This is a genomic window from Biostraticola tofi, from assembly GCF_004343195.1.
Classification (GTDB): Bacteria; Pseudomonadota; Gammaproteobacteria; order Enterobacterales; family Enterobacteriaceae; genus Biostraticola; species Biostraticola tofi.
Map to the genome: position 1 here is coordinate 77,237 of NZ_SMCR01000010.1, position 23,611 is coordinate 100,847.

Consider the following 23,611-nt stretch of genomic DNA (forward strand, 5'->3'; position numbering starts at 1 on the left):
CATGCTGGTTGAAATTGAAAACCTGCGCATCGCCTTTCAACAGCAGGGAGAAGCGGTTGAAGCGGTACGCGGTGTCTCCCTTCAGGTTGGCCGCGAGAAATTCGCTATCGTCGGGGAAAGCGGATCAGGTAAATCACTTACCGCACGCAGTCTGATGCAATTGTTGCCAGGCAATGCGCGCTGCCAAGCGGATAAACTGAGTTTCGATGGCATCGACCTGCGCAATGCCGGTGAAAAGACCTTGCGTGGTATCAGGGGGAAACGTGTCGGTTTTATCCTGCAGGATCCTAAATATTCGCTTAACCCGGTGATGACGGTGGGTCAGCAGGTCGCTGAATCCTGGCGCACCCATAAGGGCGGCAGTCAGCGAGCAGCCATGGCGGCGGCGGTCGAATTGCTGAACCAGGTACGTATCCGTGATCCAGAACAGGCCGCCCGACGCTATCCCCATGAGATTTCCGGTGGCATGGGACAGCGGGTGATGATCGCCATGATGTTGGCCCCTGATCCGGAGCTGCTGATTGCCGATGAGCCTACCAGCGCCCTGGATGCCACCGTGCAGGCCGAAATCTTGCGACTGATAAATGATCTGGTGACCCAGCGCGGCATGGGCCTGATTTTGATAAGCCATGATTTGCCGTTGGTTTCTCACTTCAGCGATCGGGTCGCGGTGATGTATGCCGGCCGGATAGTCGAAACCCTTGATGCGGGCAACCTTGCCAACGCGGTGCATCCCTATACCCGGGGTTTGCTGGAATGTCTGCCTTCGCTACGCCATCCGCGCGATCGCTTACCGATCATGACGCGTGATGAAGCCTGGAAAGTCTCATGATAACTTTGGACAATTTACGTATTGCCTTTGGCCAGACCGAGGTCGTAAAAGGGGTCTCCTTCAGCGTAGCCAGCGGTGCCAGCTTTGGTATTGTCGGCGAGAGCGGCTCCGGCAAATCGACTATTCTGCGCGCGCTGGCCGGGTTGAACCGGCACTGGTCAGGCGATATGACCTTCGGTGGAGCTCAGTTAAGCCCACGGCGAGATCGGCAGTTTTTCCGCCAGGTGCAGATGGTGTTCCAGGATCCCTATGGTTCGCTGCATCCGCGTCAGACTATTGACCGGATTCTGGCTGAACCTCTTATCGTGCAGGGATTTGATCGCGCCGAGCAGCGAATTGCTCAGGCATTATCGGAAGTCGGGCTACCGGGTTCAGTACGCTTTCGCTTCCCCCACCAGCTTTCAGGCGGCCAGCGTCAGCGTGTCGCCATCGCCCGGGCGCTGATAGCCGAGCCGGAAGTGCTGCTGTTGGATGAGCCCACCTCGGCGCTCGATGTATCGGTGCAGGCGGAAATCCTCAATCTGTTGACCGATTTACGCCAACGCCGCCATCTGACCTATATCATGGTCAGCCATAATCTGGCGGTGGTGACCCACCTTTGCCAGCATATTGGTGTGATGCAGCATGGCGAAATGGTCGAGCAATTGAGTTCAGCCGATCTGCGCGCCGGCCTCATCAACCATCCTCATACCGCGGAACTTTACGCGTTAACGATGAATCTGGAGGAGCCAAGATGAGTGCCACTGTGTCAGCAACCGATTGGCAGCGGGCCAGCGATATGGCCGCCGCGTATACCGCCCGCTGGGATCGCCCCGGCCAACCTGGCGGAGCCATTGTGCTGTTCGACAGTCAGCAGATCCGCTCAATAGCCGCTGGAGGGCTTGGCGATCTGGCACGCCAGGAGCCTTTCAGTGCCGATAGCGTGGTCCGTTTCGCCTCGGTGACCAAACATATGTTTGCCGCCATGGTAACCGGTCCGGCTGCAGGGTTTATCGGCCTCGATGATCCGCTGTCGCAGCATTTACCCATCCTCAAGGGGGTGCCGGGCCAGGTAACGGTTGGCCAGGCATTGGATATGACCGCCGGCCTGCCCGACGCACGTGAAACCCTGTCGCTGTTGGGCATTTCGGTCTATACCGCCACCAGTGCCGCCGCTAACCTGGATTTTATCGCCTCGCTTGAGCGACTGAACTATCCGGCAGGCAGCGAAATATCCTACTCCAATACCGGTTATCGGCTGGTGGAGGAGGCATTGAAAGCCAAAGGTATTCGATTTAGCGATTTGCTTTCACAGCATATATGCCAACCGTTAGGGTTGTCATTGACCGCCCCGGAAACCTGGTTCGATATCGTGCCGGGGCTAGTCCCCGGCTACTGGCATGATGGGCAGCGCTGGATCACTGCCAGCGCCGGTCTGCATCTGTCTGCATCCGGCAGCATCGCCGGCAGCGCCAGGCATCTTACTCGTTGGCTTCAGTCATTGCTGGCCGACAATGGCCCGGGCGCGGGGGTGCTGGACCGGCTTTGCGCGCCGCGCAGCATGGCTGATGGCCGCATCAGCGGTTACGGCCTTGGCATAGCACAAAGCCTGCCCGGCAATCGGGCGTTGGTTGGCCATGGCGGGTCTCATGCGGGCTACAAAACCTATTTCATGCTGGACAGGGAGCGCAAGGCGGGCGTGGTCCTGGTGGCTAACCGCGAAGATGCCAGCAGCTTCCCCCCCGCACTGGCTGTCATGTGCGCCTTGCGCGGCGAACCGGTTCCCGAGGCCGGTCATGAACTGCGTCCCGGCCTGTATGTCTCGGAACAGGGCAATGACTGGCTGGAAATCACCGCTAACGGCGCTGACTGGCTGGACAGTGGAGAAACCGCGCTGTATACCGACCCCGCCTCAGGGGATGCCATTAGCCTGTCTGCTCACCTGCCGATGCGGCTTCACCAGGCAGGCGATAAGATTGACGGGGAAATCGGCCATGCCCACCGTCGCTTTGTGCCGGCGGCGGGCTGCAATGATATTGCCGATATTGTGGGAGACTGGTTGCAGCCGGAATATCGCAGTCTGCTGACGATTAAAAAAGACATGCTGATAATGGGATGCGGTCCTGCACAAATAACCGCCCCACTGTCCTCCCTCGGCGGACATCGCTGGCTGGCAACCGCCCAGGATGGGCTGTGGAAAAAGCGCTTCTCACTGGCCTTGGCTGACGGGCAACTGCAGCTATCGGTTAACCGCAGCCGGGTAGTGGCCTACAGGCGTATGCTTGCCTGATCCGGCATTACCGCTTCAAAGGTTAACGTTCGCTGCTAGCCGATCCAGCACCTGACGCAGGCTGGGGCGATAGTGTCCCCTGAACCCGCTGACCGGTTCGGCGGTCAGCAGCGCATCCAGCACCGCATGCTCGGTAGCATCTGCCGCAGCCGCCAGTAGGGATTCCAGCAGGGAATCTTCTGGCGGATCAGGCTGTTGACAGGTTGAAAACGCGGCCGCAATATCACCTGAACCGTGTCCCCAATAGCTGCCCAATCGTCCAAGGCCAGCGCCGGCCCGCTTAGCGATGCGCACCAATTGACGGCTGTCGAGCGGCGCATCCGTCGCCATGACAATAATCACCGATCCGGCATCTACCTGCGGCGCGAGCCCCGGTAACAGAGGCTCTATGGCCGGCCCAACCTGTACTCCATCCAGCGTCAGAGAGGAAAGCGTACCGAAATTCGCCAGCACCAGCACTCCGAGGGTGGCCTGCAGTTGCGGACAAAAACGGGAAGCCGTGCCTATTCCCCCCTTCAGGCCGAAACAGCTCATTCCTCTGCCGGCACCGACGCTGCCGCGGGCAAAATCCTGACCGGCATGGTCCAGCGCCTGTCTGGCCAGGGCCTCGGTGACGGCCATGGCCTGAATATTATTGAGCCAACCGTCATTGCACTCCAGCACCAGTGGGTTGACGGTAGGCAATGTGCGCCCCAGCTCAGGATTATGTTCTATAGCGTGACGCGCCAGGGTAGTAAACAGCGTACCAACCGATAATGTATTACCCAGCAGTATCGGCGTCTGCAGTCTGCCTAGCTCAGCGATCTGCACCAGCCCGGCGGGTTTGGCAAAACCGTTCAGCACTGCCACGCCGCAGGGCAGTGGATGAGTAAACAGATTGCCCCCAGACGGCAGGATAGCGGTCACCCCGGTTTGGATATCGCCATCGGCCAGGGTCGAATGACCTACTTTGACACCGGCTACATCGCTCAAACGGTTGCCAGGCCCGGTGGCATAACGTGGCATAGCCAGCGTTCCCTGCTGCTGCCAACGTTGCAGCAATAAACGTAACCGGGCCTGCTGATAATCCTCATTCATCGCTCAATACCATGGGTTGCTGGGGGGCATTTTCACCAGACAGGACCGGTGAGGGCGCCGATGCAAACCACACCCGGCCAGCGCTGTACTCAAGGCGTGGGGCGACATCCTCGGCCAGCCAGAGGGGCCCGTCCAGATCAACAATTTCGGCAGCGACAGCCACCGGCAAAGCGGCTTCCATCGCCAGAGAAGAGCCCAGCATACAGCCAACCATCACCCTCAGTCCTTGCCTGCTGGCCTCTTCTGCCATTACCAGCGCCTCGGTAAGGCCGCCGCATTTATCAAGTTTGATGTTAATCATTTCGTAGCGCCCGCGCAGATCGGCAATCTCGCCTGCATGATGACAGCTTTCATCAGCGCAGACAGGAATTGGATGGGCGCAGCGCATCAGGTCGCTGTCATCGTCGGCCGGTAGCGGCTGCTCTATCATGGCGATATTATAGGGTTGCAGCGCGGTAAACAGGCTGTGGAGATCGACGCCGCCCCAAGCTTCATTGGCATCAATGATCAGCGTCGCCTGGGGCGCGCAAGCGCGGATCGCCGACACTTTTTCCAGAATCAGATCCCGGTCTAGCTTTATCTTCAACAGCGTAGCGCCGCGTGATACGGCATCAGCAGCGGCGGCAGACATCATGGCAACCGATCCCAGACTGAGGGTTTCAGCCGTGACTATGCCTCCTGCGACGGGTGGCCGACATCCGGCTACCTGCCACAGGCTCCGGCCTGTCCTGGCCGCGTCCAGGCGCAGCAACGCGCAATCCAGCGCATTTCTGGCCGAACCGGGCGGCATTTTCAGGCGCAGCCCCTGGCTGTCGATGCCCGCTTCTATCTCGCTACGCATGGCTTCCAGTTGTTCACAAACACTGTCCGGATATTCCTGATAGCGGGCGGTCGGCGTGCATTCACCCCATCCGCAGAGGCCATCCTGCTCAATAGCGACCCTAACCACTGTCACGGCAAGGCGGGCCCCCCGAGAAATCACAAACGGGCGAGCCAGCGGCAATTCAACAATCTCAATCTGTAACCGTCTCATGACTAGCCCCTTTCCTGCAATAAGGCGGCGATATCATCAATGCCGAACCGGACCGGATCGGTGGCCGGCACGCCAAATTGCGCCGCAATCTCCTGACAATAGTCTACTGCCTCCTGTTCACTGACGCTCGAGGTGTTGATGGCAAACCCAGCAAGCCTTACATCGGGACTGGTCACCGCAGCGGCGCGCAAATTCGCCTCTACGCAGTCTTGCAGCGATACCATCGGTTGATGAGGAAGGTGACGCATGTGGGCACGGCCGATTTCATGACACATCACCAGCCAGTGCGGCTGCGCCCCATGAATCAAACCCATGCTGACACCGGCATAGGAAGGGTGAAATAAAGATCCCTGGCCTTCGATAATATCCCAGTGATCGGCATCATTGGCCGGAGAAATGGCTTCAGCCGCACCGGCAATGAAATCAGCAATCACCGCATCAATAGCGATGCCTTTGCCCGCCACCAGCACGCCGGTTTGTCCGGTGGCGCGAAAATCGGCCTTGAGGCCTCGCTGGCGCAAAGCCGCTTCCAGCGCTAGCGACGTATACATTTTTCCTACAGAACAGTCGGTGCCGACCGTCAGTACACGCTTGCCGCTGCGCGCTTTGCCGCTTCCCACCTCAAGTGCCGGACGCCTATGCCGCACATCGAATAACTGGACTTGATGTGTCTCGGCCAGTTCCACCAGACCGGGTATATCCACCAGACGCTGATGCAGACCGTTGGCGATATTCATCCCGGCCCCAATAGCCTCGCGTACCGTATCGAGCCAGTGGCTGGGAAGCAATCCCCCTGCGTTGGCCGTGCCCAATACCAAAGTATTGACGCCTCTGCCGCGGGCGGCAGCGATAGTAAGATCCTCAAGGCCAAGTGAAACGGTGCAGCCCGGCAGCCGAAGCTGACCGACACAGAATGCCGGACGCCAGGCGTGGATACCACGAGCCGTTTTGGCCGCCAGCGGATCAGTGACATCGCCAAGAAACAACAGATAAGGTTGAGGAATCATCATCAGGGGTGGTCTCATATCAGGTTAAGCCTGACGATGACTATTTCACTAAACCCCGGCCCTGGCGAATGCTTGTTTAGCCGAGGGGGATAACTTGAGATTATACCCCGTGAGGCCTATCGGCAGGTCCAACTGCCAAACGGCGTTAACCGAAAAAGCAATTCGCCCTGAAGGCTGAAGGCGTTATAGCCGCTGATCATCCACCGGCGAGCGATGTGCGGTATTCTCCGGCGTTTCGCCACGGTATTTTTCCATCTGCACCTGCGCCATCTGCCCACAGCTGCCCTGGGCCAGTTGGGAAGAGCCGATATCAAATGTCAGGCAGTTGACGCTACCGTTAATGCAGAGCGAACCGGGGACCGCCGCATCAAGGGCACCATACCAGGCCCCCTCGTTAATACGGATAACACCTGGCCGGATGTCGTCGCCGACCACTGCCCCGACCAGCACTTGCCCGCGATCGTTCCACACCCGAACCAGATCCCCCGGACGGATGCCACGCAGAGCGGCATCCTGTCGGTTTATCAGTACCGCTTCTCGCCCGGCGACCGCATAGTTATCCCGCAGTGAAGTATTGTCCAACTGAGAATGCAAACGATTGACCGGATGGCCACTAGACAGGGAAAGCGGGAAACGTTCGGCTTCAGGTCCCCGATACCATTCGTGTGGCGTCATCCAGGTCGGGTGGGCCGGACTATCATCATACCCCATCGCCGCTATCGTCTCGGAGGTGATTTCTATTTTGCCAGAGGGCGTGCCCAGCGGATTCATTAAGGGATCCTCCCGATAGTCGGCAAAGCGTACCCACTGCTGGTCGGTCTCAGCCAGCGGAAAACGGACGTAATTATTTGACGACCAGAACAGTGGAAACGGCGGCAATGCAACGTCGGCAATGGCAGCCTGACGCCGCATAGCCTCGTACATGGCCTCAAGCCATTCCAGCTCGGTTTTACCCTCGGTAAACGCCTGCTCATGACCGATATGGGCCGCCAGCGCGCTAAAAATGGCAAAGTCATCGCGCGCCTCATGCTGAGGGGCCACACACTGGTGCATCGGAAAGATATAACGCCCAGAGTAGTCGCCGCCCATCTCAAGATCGTTGCGCTCATAAGACGTGGTAGCAGGCAGTACGATATCGGCATAGCGGGCAGTGGCGGTCCAGTAGGGTTCATTAACGACGATGGTTTCCGGCCGTTGCCAGGCCTTGATAAGGTTATTGATATCCTGATGTTGCTGCAAGGTATTGCCGCCGGCCACATAGACCATTTTGACATCTGGATAAGTCAGTGTCCGGCCGTTATGGGCTATGGTTTTGCCCGGATTGGCCAGGCAATCGGCAATGCGCGCCACCGGTATCGGCGTAGGGGCCCCCTTGGGAGCCTTGCCGGCCGTCATCCCGGACAGCACGCCGCCTGTAGCGCGTGGGCTCCCCCCAGATGAATAATGATAGCTGAATCCGAATCCGCCGCCGGGCAAGCCTATCTGCCCAAGCATCGCCGCCAGGGTGACCAGCATCCAGTGCTGCTGCTCACCATGATGCTGGCGCTGAATACCCCAGCCGGCCATGATCATGGTGCGCTGCGAGGCCATATCTCGGGCCAGTTGGCGGATGGCGGCCGCGCTGATACCGCAGAGATCGGCCGCCCAATCGGCATCTTTGGCTTGGCCATCCTGTTCGCCGACCAGATAAGCGCTAAATGGCTCAAAACCGACGGTGTAATCGCGGATAAAATCAATGTCATGGCGTTTCTCAACCAACAGAGTGTGGGCCAGCCCCATCATCAGCGCGCAGTCAGTATAAGGTCTGGGGGCGATCCATTCCGCATCCAGTTGACGAGCGCTCTCATTCTTGACCGGATCAATACAGATGATCCGGGTACCCTTCTTTTTCAGCGCCATAAAACCGCCGGCGCCGACATGGTCAGGCACATTCCAGCTGTTACGCAGTGTCACCAGCGGGTTGCAACCCCAAAGCACGACCAACTGGCTGTGTTCGATCACATTGGGCCAGGTGGTCTGCTGCTCATAAACTTCAATCGAGCCGACCACATGGGGCATGATGATCTGCGCCGCGCCGGTGGAATAGTCGCCGGTGTAACCCAGAAACCCACCGGCCAGGTTCATCAGGCGTTTAAGCAGGGCCTGACAATTATGCAACAAACCGACGCTTTTCCAGCCGTAAGACCCGGCATAGATCGCTTGCGGGCCGTGCTGACGCTGGATGCGAAGGATTTCATCACCCACCAGGCTGATGGCCTTATCCCAGCTCAACCTGACCCACTGGTCTTGGCCACGCAGTTCAGTATGACTGCCTGGACCGCCCTCAAGCCAGCTTTTACGGGCCATTGGACAACGAATCCGGTTTGCGGCATGGACCTGCTCTGGCACCATTTGTACCAGCTCGTTAGCGGCGGGATCGTCCTGTATGGGTTTTACTCGTATCAGGCGGCCATCAGTGATCGTCGCCTCAAAAGCCCCCCAATGAGCGGCACTGAGTACCCCCTCCCTGGCCGCCCGCAGAGCGGTGAATTCAGGCAGCGCTTTGGCTATCGCCTCAGCCAGAGCACTTTTCGGCCACAAACCGGCGGTAAAGAATGCTGCAGCAATGGCACCACTGGCGCTAAGAAAGCGCCGCCGGCTCAGCTTTCCCGATAAGGTACTATTGTCCATCGGCCTGTTATACCCCTGCATTTTGATGACGTTATGGTTTAGCCGCGGCCGACATATCGCCGGCGTGTTTTTGCACATACTGGGTCAGCAATCGAATCTGTTCTTTATCCAGCGAGGTGCGAGGCGTCATGCTGCGCATTACCGCTGGCCACTGATTAGCACTGAAGTTCTTCGGCGCAGGCAGGCTATGGCACCCGCCACAGTTGGCCTCGTACAACTTGCCGGCCTGCTGCCAAAGCGCCGGCAACCGATCGGTCAGTGCCGTTTTATCAAGCCAGATGGTTAAAGTCACTTCATGCCATTTCTGACCGGCAGTGATCACTGCATCGGTATCGCTATGGCGAAGCTGCCGTTTGGCCGCGTCCCCAAGCGTAGCGCTAATAATGCGTTTACCGGCGGCGGCATACATCACGCCTTCGGCGCCTTCCTGCTGCCAGCCCTGTAAGCTAGCCTGCAGCCGGCTATCCTGGGGACTTAACACCTGCAGACGGGTTGAGGGGAGTAATGTTCCGCCCACACCGGGACCGGTTGCGTCCAGGTAAAAAGGCTGGCTGGACAGGGTATACCGACTGGCAGCGTTATCTGGATTGCCGGCAGCCTGGGCTGAAACATCGTCAGCCGCCAGCGCCAGTGGCGAGCAACACAGCAATAATGCCATCAACGCTACCCGGGTAGATAAGGCGTTTTCATCGGGGGAGGAAAATCGCATATACATCAACACAGTTCCCTTTGCAATCGACCCGCGGATAACCGGCAGGCCTGCCAATAATTCGGCCGCCAGATAAGCGGCAGTCGTAAAGACTGATAAATTAGCAGCATTATTGCGATGTTTTTTTGATCTGGCAGGTTAAATAGCAGGTAAGAGAGTTTTAACTCCCTGTACTCTACATCGCACGTTACCTAATACAGGAAGCCGGCCCGACAGCCCGCTGTTAAACCGATGTTTTGCGTCTTGACCACGGCACTGCTGCCGTACCGGCTTATCTCGCGGCAGCAGGGACTGGCTGTTTCAACCTGTCGGGACACTTGGCCCCCAAAGCAAGCGCCCTATTCCGATATTTATCTGTAAGGCTGGTCTCGACATAAAAGCGTATGTAATTAAAATTACATAATAACTGAGGGTATATTAAAACCAGATACGTCATTGTTGTGTAAATAAGCCTTTAAGATAAATAGAACAAATATCCATCACAACACGCTTTATTCTGCCATTGACTGTGCTATCATCTAACCCAATTCATTGCCTATGAGGCTTTATGCCGTACTTTTTTTTACTGATCGCGATCATTTCAGAAGTGATAGCCACCTCCTCCTTAAAAGCATCTGAAGGCTTTACCAAACTGGTTCCTTCCTTAATGGTTGTCGTCGGTTACTTGGTTTCTTTTTTCCTGCTATCTCTGGTACTTAAGAGCATTCCTTTAGGCGTTGCTTATGCCTCTTGGGCGGGACTAGGCATAGTGTTCGTTGCCCTGTCTGGCTTATTCTTCTTTGGCCAGAAATTAGATTACTACGCCATTCTTGGTATGATTCTTATTGTCGCCGGCGTACTGATAATGAACCTGCTTTCACGCACTGCCGGACATTAATCCGCAAATTCTATTTTTAACCATTATCCCAATCACATTAAGCACATATTATGCCCTCCGAAATTACTGACTCAAATAGCATGAATATTCGTTTACGCCCGTTAGAAAGGGAAGATCTGCGTTTCGTCCATCAATTAAATAATAATGAAACAATGATGCGCTATTGGTTCGAGGAGCCTTATGAGGCCTTTGTCGAGCTGGCAGATCTTTATGATAAGCATATTCATGATCTTACCGAGCGTCGATTTATTATCGACAAGGAAGGTGTCAGCGTCGGTATGGTCGAGCTAGTGGAAATCATGCCTCTGCACCTGCGTGCCGAGTTCGGCATAATCATCGCGCCTGAACATCAGGGTTTTGGCTATGCTACCCATGCTGCGCTGCTGGCAATGAAATATGGCTTTATGGTCCTTAACCTGCATAAGCTTTATCTCATTGTCGATGAAGAGAATGAAAAAGCAATTCATATCTATAGCAAGCTTGGATTCAAGACCGAAGGGGTGCTGCTGCAAGAATTCTTTATTAATGGTAAATATCGCAATACCATGCGGATGTGTATCTTCCAGCAAGAATTCCTGGATAATCAGGACAGCTTCAGTCAGAGAATTGCTGGCTAAGATCAGAGCATAACTGGCTAAGTTGGCGGCAGAGTGAACCAAAAGCCTGGTTTACTCTGCCCCCATTTACCCCACTTTACCGGCCCCGTTAAAACATTGCTCAGCCCGTAACGGCGGAGCAAGGGGCGCCTGGGCATTTCCCAGGCTAGTATACCCAAACCTGCTATTCGCCAATTTACTGCTTGTTTGATTTGGCATTGACCAGTTCAAACAGCACTACCGTCCTGGATGGACAGCTATATTCATGGCCAAATTCAAAGCTTTGTTCATTGATATCATCGGGCTGGTAGGTATCAAAGATATGGCGCCAGCCAAATCCATGAGCAACGTCAGGCAGCGTAAATAGCACATCTTCATGAGAGGAACTGAACAGCAGCAGCACTGTGCTTAATGAACCGACCCGCAATAATCCGGTCGGCTGTGAACGCCCATCCAGCAGCATGCCGATACTTTTCAAATCATTGTCGCCCCAGGCCTCTTCATTCATTTCCTCGCCATTAGGCTGAACCCAGGTGACATCTTTGATGTTGAGTTTTTCATTAAGCCGACCGCTGAGAAAGCGGCCCCGATGAAGGATGGGAAAACGTTTACGCAGGGCAATCAGCCGATAGGTGAACAGAATAAGCGCCTCTCCGTTTTCGCCTATATGCCAGTCCACCCAACTGATTTCACTGTCTTGGCAATAGCCATTGTTATTACCCTGCTGGCTGCGCGCAAATTCATCGCCGGCCAGCAGCATCGGCGTACCCTGGGAAAACATCAGCGTTGCCAGCATGTTACGCATCTGGCGCAGCCGCAACTCGTTGATAGCAGGCTCGTCCGTCGGCCCTTCAACACCATAATTGGCCGAAATGTTATCGCTATGCCCATCTCGATTATCTTCGCCATTGGCTTCATTGTGCTTATGCTCATAAGAAACAATGTCGTTAAGCGTAAAACCGTCATGGGCAGTAATAAAGTTAACCGACGCATGAGGCTTGCGTCCCCGATGATTGAATATGTCCGCCGAACCGGCCAGGCGAGTAGTAAATTCCGCCAGTTGACCTTCATCGCCGCGCCAGAATTTACGTACTGAATCTCGATATTTGTCGTTCCATTCCGCCCATCCCGGCGGGAAACCACCGACCTGATAGCCTCCCGGCCCGCAATCCCAAGGCTCGGCGATAAGCTTGCACTGGCTGAGTATCGGATCCTGGCGACAGGTATCGAGAAATCCGCAACCCTCATCGAAACCGTAGCTTTCGCGCCCCAGAATGGTCGCCAGGTCGAAGCGGAACCCGTCCACCTGCATCTCTATCGCCCAGTAGCGCAACGAATCGGTGACCATCTGCAGCACCCGGGGGTGGCTGAGATTCAGTGTATTACCCGTGCCGGTGTCATTGATATAATAACGTTTTTCTTCAGGAAACAGCCGATAATAGCTGGCATTATCGATACCCTTAAGCGACAGGGTCGGGCCAAGCTCGTTGCCTTCGGCAGTGTGGTTATAGACGACATCAAGAATCACTTCAATGCCGGCTGCATGCAGAGTGGCAATCATCTGCTTGAATTCATTAACCGTCGAGGTGGCCATATACTGAGGATGGGGAGCAAAAAAACCCAGCGTGTTGTAGCCCCAGAAATTATGCAGACCCTTCTCCTGCAAATGACGATCATCGGCGAAGACATGGACCGGCATAAGCTCGATCGCAGTCACGCCCAGGGATTTGATATAATCGACAATCTGCGGAACGCTCATCCCCGAGAAAGTACCACGCATATGCTCGGGTACCGCAGGGTGACGCATGGTATAGCCACGAACATGAGTTTCATATATCAGTGTTTTTTCCCAGGGAATAGATGGCTTACCGTTCACCGGCCATGAAAAGGCGGGGTCTATAACCCGACATTTGGGCATAAACGGCGCACTGTCGCGCTGGTCCATACTGAGATCTTTATCTTCTGCATTGAAGTCATAGGCAAACAGTGAATCATCCCAGGTCAATTCACCCCAGATTTGCTTGGCATAGGGGTCCAACAGCAGTTTGGATGGGTTAAACCGATGTCCCTGTTCGGGATCATGAGGCCCATGCACCCGGTATCCATACAGCAGCCCAGGTCGGGCATCCGGAAGATAGCCGTGCCATACCTCATCGGTATACTCGGGCAACTCGATACGGTCATACTCTTCGCCCTCTTCGTTGAACAGGCAAAGCTCAACTTTAGTGGCATGAGCCGAAAAGATGGCAAAATTGACGCCCAGACCATCCCAGGTAGACCCCAGCGGTACCGGCATCCCTTCTCGGACCCGGGTTTTTCGATTGGCGTCCAGGCTTTTAACAATCTCATTGTCTGTATTCGGATGGCCGATGCGAACCCCGTGCTCATCTACCGTGACTTTTACCTGATTATCGACTTTACTCGCCATTGTGGTGGTCGTGGTGGGCATGACCACTTCAGTTTTTTTTGACGATCCCTTGGCCATCTGAGTTATCTCCTGGGCACCAATTTAACAATGCAGTTATCTAATGGGGACGCGATCTCATAAAAGCCGTAGCGGAAATTCCGTGGCCCCTTGCCTAAAAAGCAGTATCTGGCGGCCTTTTGACCACCATTATGGAGTGTAGTACCGGTTTAAAGTAATGCCATAGAGCAACACTGGGTTTATACGGTCAACTATTTAATACACTTATCCATCCCCCCGACTTCCTTTTGCCCCGTTGAGAATGTGATATGCTTTTTATACATCCCTACCTCAGGTAAAGGCACCGTGATGAACAGCACTTCCCCTGAACGATGCACATGTGAACAAACCCACGTTCCTGGCTTGGCAATAACGATGGCATTTCAGCCGGTCTACGACCTGTTATCAGGGGAAATCTACGCTCAGGAAGCGCTGGTCAGAGGGGCAGACGGCTCTTCAGCCCAAAGCGTGCTTGACCAGGTCAATGCCGAACACTACCCTGCATTTGACCAGCAATGCCGCACTCAGGCAATCCAGGATGCCGCCCGTCTGCAGCTCAAAGAGAGGTTGCATATCAATTTTATGCCGGGAGCGAGTTATCATCCTGAACATGGTTTGCGATCTACGCTTGCCGCAGCGCTGGCCTGCCAATTTCCACCAGAGCAGCTTACCTTTGAAATTACCGGAACCGAAAAGGTCGATACCCGTCACCTCAGCGGCATAGTCTCCAGCTACCGCGATTTTGGCTTTCAAGTCGCCCTGGATGATTTCGGTGCCGGCTACGCCGGCCTGAATCTGCTGGCCCAGATGCAGCCCGATATAGTGAAGCTGGATATCGGTCTGATAGCCGACATTCCTTTTAGCCGCCCCAGACAACGCATTATCCGCGCCATGCTCAAATTAGCAGAAGAAATGAAAATAGCGGTTATTGCAGAGGGAGTGGAAACCCGCGATGAAGCGCAATGGCTGCTGGATGCAGGCATTAACCTGCACCAAGGCTGTTATTACGCCCCCCCGGGGTTCCAGATGCTGCCCGGCATTCAAGTGGAAGACCGGGTTGTCTCGCCCCGACACTAATTCATCTTTTGTTTCAACCAAGGAATATCACCATGAATATCAATAAAGACACGCAACTGTGTATGTCTCTGGCAGGCCGTCCGGGCAACTTTGGTACTCGCTTTCACAACTATCTGTACCAGCGCCTTGGTCTTAACTATATCTATAAAGCATTCACCACCGCGGATATCGCTGCAGCCGTCGGAGGCGTCAGAGCGCTGGGCATTCGGGGTTGTGCGGTATCAATGCCATTCAAGGAAACCTGCATCCCTTACCTTGACGAATTGGATCACTCTGCCAAGGCTATTGCATCGGTAAATACCATCGTAAATACCGATGGACACCTTAAAGCCTTCAATACTGATTTTATTGCGATAGAACGCCTTATCGCAACACATGGCGTCGCCAGCGACACCTCCTTTGCACTGCGCGGCAGCGGCGGCATGGCTAAAGCGGTGGTGGGTGCCCTGCATACCGCCGGTTTTAAAAACGGGGTGATTATCGCGCGTAACGTGCAGGCAGGACAGCGTCTGGCAGAACAGTATGGCTATCGCTGGCAGGCGGATGACCGTAGTATCCAGGCGGGTTTGTTGATTAACGTTACCCCGCTTGGGATGGCCGGCGGAGCGGATGAACAAACTCAGGCGTTCACCCTAGAGCACCTAAGCCAGGCAAAATGGATATTTGATGTGGTTGCCTTGCCTTCGGAAACGCCACTGATACAAGCAGCCAGAAGATTGAACAAGCCGGTCATTACCGGCGCGGAAGTGATAGCCATCCAGGCTCTGGAGCAATTTGTGTTATATACCGGCGTTCGCCCCGATGAGACGCTGATTGAACAGGCGGCGGCCTTTGCTCGCCAAGCGGCCTGACACTGAAACACGGCCGTTAACCGTAATAGGGAGATACTGACGTATTGACCCAAATCCTGGCCGCACCACCGGCGATGTCATTCGCCGGTGCTGAATCCTAAGAGGTCAGTTGTGCTTTAAGCCGCCGCTAATTAAACATTTTTTGCAGGTAGCGAGTCAGTGAGGCTCGCGAACTGAAACCGTGCGGGATGCCATAGTGGATGCCTGCGGTCCCCTCGGGATGAACAGGAAAAGCTTGATAGCTTTCACTGGTTCGCACCGGTGAGGTCGGCTCGGCAAACAAACTGCTTTTGTCACGCAATTCGGGATGCACTACCAGTGCGGTCCTGCCCAGCTTAGCTTCCCGATTAACATAGACATAATGATGGCCTTTGCGGTAGCCATAGCTTTGACGTGTCATTACGTCCCGCTCAAATCCGGAATTTTCCAGCTCTCTGGCCACTTCATCGGGTTTTAAATACATTATTTGTCCTCTCTCCAGCGACATCGAAGTGATCACAGCTAATGTAATCAGTTACGTGGCAGGAAATAAGTCGCAAGGCCAGCTTTCAGAATAATCCAAAAATCCTGATGGCGCAGTGACTGCATTTTTTAAATCTGTTGCAGCAGCAGCTGGCTAACATGCGGCACACCGTGTGAATACGGCTGCCTGCCGTGCTGAGCAAGGTTATATTCCGCTGGCAAACACTGATTATTTGCGCCCAATTGTCTGATCTTAGCCGCCGAGCGATGCGATGAGTTTGTGCCTTTACCGGCAGCTTGAAAATAATAGTCTACAATTAAACGACATACAGCCGAACGGGAGAAAAACATGTTTACTAAATCGGAAAAAGAAGACCTGCAGAGAGATGTAAAAGACGATGTTTCCCTGCTGGCGGATACACTGGATGAACTGCTTAAGAGCAGCGAAAAAGGCACCAAGGACGAGCTTGACGCGTTGCGCATCAAAGCCAAAAGTGTGCTTAAGGATGCACGCTCGCGGGCTAAAAGCGGAAATTCACTTGGACAGTATGCCCGTGATACCGCCATTCAAACCAAGAATTACGTGGTAGAAAAACCTTGGCAGAGTCTGGGAATTACCACTGCTGTAGGCATTGTGCTGGGCGTTTTGCTTAGCCGTCGCTAGTGCCGCTACCTATTTGCATGTTTAGCCTTCCCCAGAGTAAACAGCTACATCTGTAAATTTTTTGTTTAGCGCAGCGGTCGCAGGCAAAAAATGATTCCCCGCCAGGCCCGCGCCCATCAAGGCGCGGGCTTTTATTTTTCGCCGAGCCTGCCTTTACCTCTCACGCAAAATGATAATACTATATGTTGTGTGGTTGATAACCTTTCAATCTACATATAGTATTGAGTTAACAGTTTCGCTACCAAACCCTACTCCCGCCTGACCTGCATCAGTGGGATACTATCGACCCTATAGGTGAATACGAATCATGATCATTACTATTTACACTAAACCTGATTGTGTGCAATGTCACGCTACCTGCCGTGCTATGGATAAAAAAGGGATCAATTACCGGCTGGTTGATCTGATGGAAGATTTGCAGGCACTGGCTTATGTTCGGTCTCTCGGCTACCAGCAGGTACCGGTGGTACAGACTGCCAATGAGCACTGGAGCGGTTTCAGGCCGGACAAAATAGGCATGCTGGCAAGCCAGTCTTTGACCGCCTGATAGGGGATGCATCATGCCCGCACTGGCTTACTTTTCCAGTTCCTCGGAGAATACGCACCGCTTCGTCAGCAAGCTGGATCAGGATGCACGGCGTATTCCCATTGAAACAACAAAATCATTGGAAATGGATTGCCCCTTTATTCTGATAACGCCAAGTTACGGCGGAGGAAACGTACGCGGTAGCGTACCTAGGCAGGTAATCCTTTTTCTTAATAATCCAGTTAACCGTTCCTTGTTGCGTGGCGTCATCGGTGCCGGCAATCGGAATTTTGGAACCGCCTTCTGTCTGGCCGGCGAAATTATCGCCAACAAATGCCAGGTACCGTATCTGTACCGATTCGAGTTACTGGGTACAGCCGAAGACGTTATCCAGGTACGTAAGGGAGTGACCACATTTTGGCAGCAACAGAACTGAGCATTCTCGACCCAGGCACCAAAGCGATGGATTTCCACGCCCTTAACGCCATGCTGAATCTGTATGACAGCGAAGGCAATGTGCAATTTGACAAGGACCATCAGGCGGTTGACAGCTATTTTGCCCTGCATGTTGAGCCCAATAGTCGTCACTTTCCTTCACTGGATGCCAAACTGCGTTACCTGGTTGACGAAGGATATTATGAGCAACGAGTACTTGCCGCCTATGATCAGAATTTTATCGCCTCACTGTTTCAGCGGGCCGAACAGGCACAATTCCGATTCCAGACTTTCATGGGCGCGTTGAAGTTTTATACCAGCTACACCCTGAAGTCATTTGACCAAAAGCAGTACCTTGAACACTTTGAGGACCGTGTCTGTATGGTGGCGCTGACGCTTGCCGCGGGCGACACCGAGCTGGCGGTACGCCTGACCGACGAAATGCTATCAGGCCGTTTTCAGCCGGCAACGCCTACCTTCCTCAACTGTGGCAAACAGCAACGGGGTGAATATGTCTCCTGCTTTTTGCTGCGTATTGAAGACAACATGGAATCCATAGGCCGGTCAGTTAATGCCGCGCTGCAGCTTTCCAAGCGTGGCGGCGGCGTAGCTTTCATGTTGACTAACCTGAGGGAAGCCGGAGCGCCGATAAAACGTATTCAAAACCAGTCTTCCGGCGTTATCCCGGTAATGAAAATGCTGGAAGATGCCTTCTCTTATGCCAATCAGTTAGGCGCGCGCCAGGGCGCCGGCGCAGTCTATCTGCATGCTCATCATCCGGACATCCTCCGTTTTCTTGATACCAAACGAGAAAACGCCGACGAAAAAATCCGTATCAAGACCCTGTCTTTAGGGGTAGTTATCCCGGACATTACCTTTGAACTGGCGCGAGACAATAAGCCGATGTATCTGTTCTCGCCGTATGATGTGGAACGGATTTATCGTCAGCCTTTCTCGCAAATAAGCATCACCGAAAAGTACCATGACATGGTTGCAGACAACCGTATCCGCAAAACGACCATCAATGCCCGTGCATTTTTCCAAACCCTGGCAGAAATCCAGTTCGAGTCTGGTTATCCTTATATGGTGTTTGAAGATACCGTCAACCGCGCGAATCCTATTGCCGGCCGTATCAATATGAGCAATCTGTGCTCCGAAATATTACAGGTCAACAGCGCCACCGAGTATGAAGAGGATCTCAGCTATCGCCACGTCGGCAAGGACATTTCCTGCAATCTTGGGTCGCTCAATATTGCCCGGACCATGGACTCACCGGATTTCGGCGCCACGGTCGAAACCGCAATCCGGGCGCTCACTGCCGTCGCTGATATGAGCCACATAGCTTCAGTGCCCTCGATTGCACGAGGCAATAACGAATCCCACGCCATCGGCCTGGGTCAGATGAATCTGCATGGCTATCTGGCACGGGAACATATCTATTATGGTTCCAGAGAAGCGCTGGATTTCACGAATCTCTATTTTTATGCGGTCGCCTATCATGCGGTTCGCGCATCAAACCGCCTATCGATCGAACGAGGCGTGAGTTTCAAGGGCTTCGCTGACTCCCGCTATGCCTCGGGTGAATACTTCCTTCCCTATATCGAACAGCGATGGGAACCCGAAACCGCCCGTGCAACAGAATTGTTCGCCAATGCCGGCATCACTCTGCCCAGCCAGGAAGACTGGGTTGCTCTGCGGCAATCAGTGATGCGTCATGGCCTTTATAACCAGAATTTGCAGGCGGTCCCGCCGACCGGGTCAATATCCTATATCAATCATTCGACCTCAAGCATACATCCGATTGTTTCGCGAATTGAGATCCGCAAAGAAGGTAAGACCGGCCGGGTCTATTATCCGGCCCCATATATGAACAATGAAAATATGCAGTACTACCAGGATGCCTACGATATCGGGCCGGAAAAAATCATCGATACCTATGCTGCCGCGACTCGCCATGTTGATCAGGGGCTGTCATTGACGCTGTTTTTCCGCGATACAGCGACTACGCGGGATATTAATAAAGCCCAGATTTATGCCTGGAAAAAAGGTATCAAGACCCTTTATTACATCCGTATTCGCCAGTTGGCACTGGAAGGTACTGAAGTGGCTGGTTGCGTGTCCTGCGCACTTTGAGATCCGGAGAATTTATGACCTCACAACGACTGACGCCCGCCGCCGTGCAGGCGATAAACTGGAACCGTATCGAAGACGAAAAAGATCTGGAGGTCTGGAACCGATTGACCTCCAATTTTTGGCTACCGGAGAAATTGCCGCTTTCCAACGATGTGCCATCCTGGACAACATTATCCGCGGAAGAACAGCAGTTGACGATAAGGGTATTTACCGGCCTGACATTATTGGATACGGTACAAAATACCGTCGGTGCCCCCGCCTTAATGGCCGATGCTGTGACGCCCCATGAAGAAGCCGTTTTTTCTAATATCAGCTTTATGGAAGCGGTTCACGCTCGCTCATACAGCTCGATATTCTCTACCCTCTGCCCTATGGCTGAAGTAGACGCGGCTTATCGCTGGAGTGAGCAAAACAGCCCATTGCAAAATAAAGCCAATATCATCCTCAGCCATTATCGGGACGATTGTCCGCTAACGAAAAAAGTCGCCAGTGTATTTCTAGAATCATTCCTGTTTTACTCGGGTTTCTATCTGCCTATGTATTATTCAAGCCGCGGAAAACTCACCAATACAGCAGACCTTATCCGTTTGATTATTCGTGATGAAGCGGTGCATGGTTACTATATTGGCTATAAATTCCAGCGAGCCATGGAAAGAGCGTCTCCCGAGCGTCGAGAGCAGCTCAAGCTCTTTACCTATGATCTGTTGCAGGACCTTTATGAAAACGAATTGCAATACAGCGCTGAGCTTTATGATGGTGTTGGCTGGACTGCGGATGTCCAGGCATTCTTGCATTACAATGCCAATAAGGCGCTGATGAATCTTGGTTTTGAGGCATTGTTCCCGGCTTCGATGACCGAGGTCAACCCCGCTATACTGTCGGCACTATCGCCCAACGCAGATGAAAATCATGACTTCTTCTCTGGTTCCGGCTCCTCATATGTTATGGGGCGGGCGGTCAATACCGAAGACGAGGATTGGGCATTTTGATATAGTTAAACGCGTTGTGGATATATTTCGAGGCCGGAATATGTTAGCAACGCCTTAAAATAAAATAAGTGTTCAAGCTGATTAAAATAGATGCATAACATATCTTTTATTGGCGGTTGTGATTTTCCAATGAAAATAAAAAATGAACATTCATTATTTCCTTTTCTACTGAATTAATGCTGAAACAAATCTGTAAAACGACCATAGCATTTACCTGCATCAAAGCAGTGTCAGCGTCAGAAATGTGGCCTGTAACCTGCTTTACCGTGGTTAAATTTTGTCTCTTTTCATGATGCATAAGCAAAAATTCAGGAAAAATTTGGTTAAGTCAATATTCCGCCAAATCGTTGTCCTCATGGGAAGAATGCCTTCAAACACTGCTACTGGGCGCCGTTGATAATTCCCCCATCTGGCCCTTCAGGGGTTGTCTCAAATGCTCAGTATGGTAGGGTATAACGCGTTTTAATTTTGGTCAGGACCTTTTTATATAGTAAAAACCACACAGGAAAACGATAATTTCATGGCAGTTAAACTAGAAGTCAAAAATCTGTATAAGATATTCGGCGAGCATCCCGAGCGCGCCTTTAAACTCCTTGAGTCAGGTCAAAGTAAAGAAAAAATATTTGAAAAAACCGGTCTGACGGTCGGAGTCAAAGACGCCAGTCTGGCCATTGAAGAAGGCGAGATATTTGTCATCATGGGATTATCGGGTTCCGGTAAATCCACCATGGTACGCCTTCTCAATCGTCTGATAGAACCCACCCGCGGCGAAGTGCTGATTGATGGCGAAGATATCGCAAAAATATCCGACAGCGCCCTGCGCGATGTCCGTCGCAAAAAAATCAGTATGGTATTTCAATCATTTGCACTGATGCCTCATCTTAATGTATTAGACAACACCGCCTTTGGCATGATGCTGGCCGGCGCAGATCAGGAGGAGCGTAATGCCAAGGCAATGGAAGCGCTGGCCCAGGTAGGCCTGGACAAATTTGCCCTGTCCTGGCCGGATGAGCTTTCCGGCGGTATGCGCCAGCGAGTAGGCCTGGCGCGAGCCCTGGCCAATGACCCCGACATCCTGCTGATGGATGAAGCTTTTTCAGCCCTCGATCCCCTGATTCGTACCGAAATGCAGGATGAACTGGTAAAGCTGCAGTCTCGCCACCAGCGGACCATTGTCTTTATTTCCCATGATCTGGATGAAGCGATGCGTATCGGCGATCGCATTGCCATTATGCAGGGCGGCGTCGTGGTACAGGTCGGTACCCCGGAAGAAATCCTCAACAACCCGGCAAATGACTATGTTCGAACCTTCTTTCGCGGCGTAGATATCAGCCACGTGTTCAGCGCCAAGGATATTGCCCGTCGTCGGCCGGTAACACTTATCCGTAAAACGCCCGGTTTCGGTCCCCGCTCAGCGCTCAAGCTGCTGCAGGATGAAGACCGCGATTTTGCTTACGTCCTCGAACGCGGACAAAAATTTATCGGCGTCGTTTCGACCGATTCCCTGAAAGCTGCCCTGGTGGCTAACCAGACACTGGAAAGCGCCCTGCTTGAAAGTCCGTCTCCGGTGCCTGCCGATACTCCTTTGAGTGAACTTATCTCAACCGTAGCCCAGGCACCCTGTGCCGTACCGGTGGTCGGTGAAGATAATCAATATATCGGCATTATTTCCAAAGGCATGTTGCTTCAGGCATTAGATAAAGAAGGGGCGAACAATGAGTAAAACAGCGACTGATCCATGGGCAAATGCGGCCGCACCGCAAGCTACAGATAATGCCGCCGGCCAGAGCGTCCCGGCAACCGATCCTTGGGGCAGCAGCGCTGCCGCTGCGCCCGCCGACGGCGGAGCAAGTCAGAGCACTGATGCGTGGGGCAACGCAGCCTCATCAGGGGCAGATGCGGCGGGCAATCATGCTGCCCAGCAAAGCGCTGACTGGCTCAGCGGTGCGCCGGCTGCAGCACCGGAACATTTTAACCTGCTGGACCCTTTCCATAAAACCTGGATCCCTCTAGATACCTGGGTCACTCACGGCATTGACTGGGTTGTGGAGCATTTCCGTCCACTGTTCCAAGGGATCAGGGTGCCGGTAGACTTTATCCTCAGTGGCTTTCAGCATTTGCTGCTGGGTATGCCGGCACCTGTGGCTATCCTGGTGTTTGCTCTGCTGGCCTGGCAAATGGCCGGGCTGGGCATGGGCATCGCAACACTTATCTCGCTGGTGATTATCGGTGCCATCGGCGCCTGGTCCCAGGCGATGGTGACGCTGGCGCTGGTGCTTACCGCCCTGCTGTTCTGTGTGCTTATCGGCCTGCCTTTGGGCATCTGGCTGGCGCGCAGTGAGCGTGCAGCCAAAATAATACGCCCGATGCTCGATGCCATGCAGACCACGCCGGCGTTTGTCTACCTGGTTCCTATTGTCATGCTGTTCGGTATTGGTAATGTGCCTGGCGTGGTGGTCACCATTATCTTTGCACTGCCACCCGTGGTACGTCTGACGATTTTAGGTATTAAGCAAGTCCCGGAAGATCTGATTGAGGCGGCCGAGTCCTTTGGCTCAAGCCCCAGCCAATTACTGTTCAAGGTACAGCTTCCCCTGGCGATGCCGACCATTATGGCCGGGATTAACCAAACACTGATGCTGGCGCTTTCGATGGTGGTCATCGCCTCCATGATTGCCGTAGGTGGCTTGGGCCAGATGGTACTGCGCGGGATCGGACGACTGGACATGGGATTGGCGACGGTAGGCGGTGTAGGAATTGTCATTCTGGCCATCATCCTCGATCGTTTAACTCAATCGCTGGGACGAGACAGCCGTACGCGAGGAGTCCGTCGCTGGTACGCCACCGGACCGATTGGCCTGTTTACTCGACCTTTTTGCAAAAAAGCCTGACTGCAGGCGGCGCTATGCCGCCTGTTATTTATTAAGCCCGCAGGCTGAC

The 23,611-nt window shown here is 53.7% G+C and carries 21 protein-coding genes; 14 read left to right on the top strand and 7 right to left on the bottom strand.

Annotated elements, in window-relative coordinates:
• Position 1 precedes the first annotated feature (1 nt).
• From EDC52_RS16745 to EDC52_RS16755, 3 genes are read left to right on the top strand one after another with little or no spacing between them, the layout of a single operon-like run.
• Complete coding sequence (locus EDC52_RS16745; protein ID WP_131866951.1) at positions 2 to 832, top strand: ABC transporter ATP-binding protein; 831 nt, start codon at positions 2 to 4, stop codon at positions 830 to 832.
• Positions 829 to 1,569, top strand: a complete 741-nt coding sequence (locus EDC52_RS16750) for an ABC transporter ATP-binding protein (RefSeq protein ID WP_131866953.1) — start codon at positions 829 to 831, stop codon at positions 1,567 to 1,569. Before EDC52_RS16745 ends, EDC52_RS16750 begins: the two co-directional genes overlap by 4 nt.
• Complete coding sequence (locus tag EDC52_RS16755) at positions 1,566 to 3,101, top strand: serine hydrolase domain-containing protein (protein WP_131866955.1); 1,536 nt, start codon at positions 1,566 to 1,568, stop codon at positions 3,099 to 3,101. Before EDC52_RS16750 ends, EDC52_RS16755 begins: the two co-directional genes overlap by 4 nt.
• Positions 3,102 to 3,116: 15 nt before the next feature.
• Here EDC52_RS16755 and EDC52_RS16760 read toward each other — a convergent pair whose 3' ends face one another.
• From EDC52_RS16760 to EDC52_RS16780, 5 genes are all read right to left on the bottom strand, one after another.
• A complete protein-coding gene (locus EDC52_RS16760; RefSeq protein ID WP_131866957.1) occupies positions 3,117 to 4,178 on the bottom strand; it encodes a DmpA family aminopeptidase in 1,062 nt (353 codons plus the stop codon).
• The gene (dgcA, locus tag EDC52_RS16765; RefSeq protein ID WP_131866959.1) at positions 4,171 to 5,211 is read right to left on the bottom strand and encodes an N-acetyl-D-Glu racemase DgcA; all 1,041 of its coding nucleotides are present in this window, start codon (positions 5,209 to 5,211) and stop codon (positions 4,171 to 4,173) included. Before dgcA ends, EDC52_RS16760 begins: the two co-directional genes overlap by 8 nt.
• A 2-nt stretch (positions 5,212 to 5,213) precedes the next feature.
• Complete coding sequence (dgcN, locus tag EDC52_RS16770) at positions 5,214 to 6,221, bottom strand: N-acetyltransferase DgcN (RefSeq protein WP_131866961.1); 1,008 nt, start codon at positions 6,219 to 6,221, stop codon at positions 5,214 to 5,216.
• 180 nt (positions 6,222 to 6,401) lie between these two features.
• Positions 6,402 to 8,888 (bottom strand): trimethylamine-N-oxide reductase TorA, encoded by a 2,487-nt coding sequence (gene torA / locus EDC52_RS16775; protein ID WP_131866963.1) that lies wholly within the window; start codon positions 8,886 to 8,888, stop codon positions 6,402 to 6,404.
• 31 nt (positions 8,889 to 8,919) lie between these two features.
• On the bottom strand, positions 8,920 to 9,603 hold the full coding sequence (locus tag EDC52_RS16780) for a hypothetical protein (protein WP_131866965.1): 684 nt from the start codon (positions 9,601 to 9,603) through the stop codon (positions 8,920 to 8,922).
• Between the two features lie 541 nt (positions 9,604 to 10,144).
• Here EDC52_RS16780 and EDC52_RS16785 point away from each other — a divergent pair.
• Positions 10,145 to 10,474: a DMT family transporter gene (locus EDC52_RS16785; RefSeq protein WP_131866967.1), complete on the top strand. Its 330-nt coding sequence runs from the start codon at positions 10,145 to 10,147 to the stop codon at positions 10,472 to 10,474.
• Positions 10,475 to 10,554: 80 nt separating this feature from the next.
• A complete protein-coding gene (gene speG, locus EDC52_RS16790) occupies positions 10,555 to 11,091 on the top strand; it encodes a spermidine N1-acetyltransferase (protein WP_131866969.1) in 537 nt (178 codons plus the stop codon).
• Between the two features lie 175 nt (positions 11,092 to 11,266).
• Here speG and glgX read toward each other — a convergent pair whose 3' ends face one another.
• Positions 11,267 to 13,402, bottom strand: a complete 2,136-nt coding sequence (gene glgX / locus EDC52_RS16795; protein ID WP_407924229.1) for a glycogen debranching protein GlgX — start codon at positions 13,400 to 13,402, stop codon at positions 11,267 to 11,269.
• 507 nt (positions 13,403 to 13,909) lie between these two features.
• On the opposite strand from glgX, the gene EDC52_RS16800 reads away from it, so the two are divergent.
• The gene (locus EDC52_RS16800; protein WP_131866973.1) at positions 13,910 to 14,611 is read left to right on the top strand and encodes an EAL domain-containing protein; all 702 of its coding nucleotides are present in this window, start codon (positions 13,910 to 13,912) and stop codon (positions 14,609 to 14,611) included.
• A gap of 26 nt (positions 14,612 to 14,637) precedes the next feature.
• Complete coding sequence (locus EDC52_RS16805; RefSeq protein ID WP_131867035.1) at positions 14,638 to 15,462, top strand: shikimate 5-dehydrogenase; 825 nt, start codon at positions 14,638 to 14,640, stop codon at positions 15,460 to 15,462.
• A 127-nt stretch (positions 15,463 to 15,589) separates the two neighbouring features.
• On the opposite strand, the gene EDC52_RS16810 is transcribed toward EDC52_RS16805, so the two are convergent.
• Positions 15,590 to 15,925: a DUF2002 family protein gene (locus EDC52_RS16810; protein WP_131866975.1), complete on the bottom strand. Its 336-nt coding sequence runs from the start codon at positions 15,923 to 15,925 to the stop codon at positions 15,590 to 15,592.
• A 348-nt stretch (positions 15,926 to 16,273) separates the two neighbouring features.
• Between EDC52_RS16810 and EDC52_RS16815 the strand changes: the two genes are divergently transcribed.
• From EDC52_RS16815 to proW, 7 genes are all read left to right on the top strand, one after another.
• A complete protein-coding gene (locus tag EDC52_RS16815; protein WP_131866977.1) occupies positions 16,274 to 16,588 on the top strand; it encodes a DUF883 family protein in 315 nt (104 codons plus the stop codon).
• Positions 16,589 to 16,895: 307 nt separating this feature from the next.
• Complete coding sequence (gene nrdH / locus EDC52_RS16820) at positions 16,896 to 17,135, top strand: glutaredoxin-like protein NrdH (protein WP_131866979.1); 240 nt, start codon at positions 16,896 to 16,898, stop codon at positions 17,133 to 17,135.
• Between the two features lie 13 nt (positions 17,136 to 17,148).
• Positions 17,149 to 17,550: a class Ib ribonucleoside-diphosphate reductase assembly flavoprotein NrdI gene (gene nrdI, locus EDC52_RS16825; protein WP_131866981.1), complete on the top strand. Its 402-nt coding sequence runs from the start codon at positions 17,149 to 17,151 to the stop codon at positions 17,548 to 17,550.
• Positions 17,532 to 19,682 (top strand): class 1b ribonucleoside-diphosphate reductase subunit alpha, encoded by a 2,151-nt coding sequence (gene nrdE, locus EDC52_RS16830; protein ID WP_131866983.1) that lies wholly within the window; start codon positions 17,532 to 17,534, stop codon positions 19,680 to 19,682. Before nrdI ends, nrdE begins: the two co-directional genes overlap by 19 nt.
• A 14-nt stretch (positions 19,683 to 19,696) precedes the next feature.
• A complete protein-coding gene (nrdF, locus tag EDC52_RS16835) occupies positions 19,697 to 20,671 on the top strand; it encodes a class 1b ribonucleoside-diphosphate reductase subunit beta (RefSeq protein WP_131866985.1) in 975 nt (324 codons plus the stop codon).
• A 520-nt stretch (positions 20,672 to 21,191) separates the two neighbouring features.
• The gene (gene proV / locus EDC52_RS16840) at positions 21,192 to 22,394 is read left to right on the top strand and encodes a glycine betaine/L-proline ABC transporter ATP-binding protein ProV (protein WP_131866987.1); all 1,203 of its coding nucleotides are present in this window, start codon (positions 21,192 to 21,194) and stop codon (positions 22,392 to 22,394) included.
• Positions 22,387 to 23,562: a glycine betaine/L-proline ABC transporter permease ProW gene (gene proW / locus EDC52_RS16845; RefSeq protein ID WP_131866989.1), complete on the top strand. Its 1,176-nt coding sequence runs from the start codon at positions 22,387 to 22,389 to the stop codon at positions 23,560 to 23,562. Before proV ends, proW begins: the two co-directional genes overlap by 8 nt.
• The last annotated feature ends 49 nt before the right edge of the window (positions 23,563 to 23,611 follow it).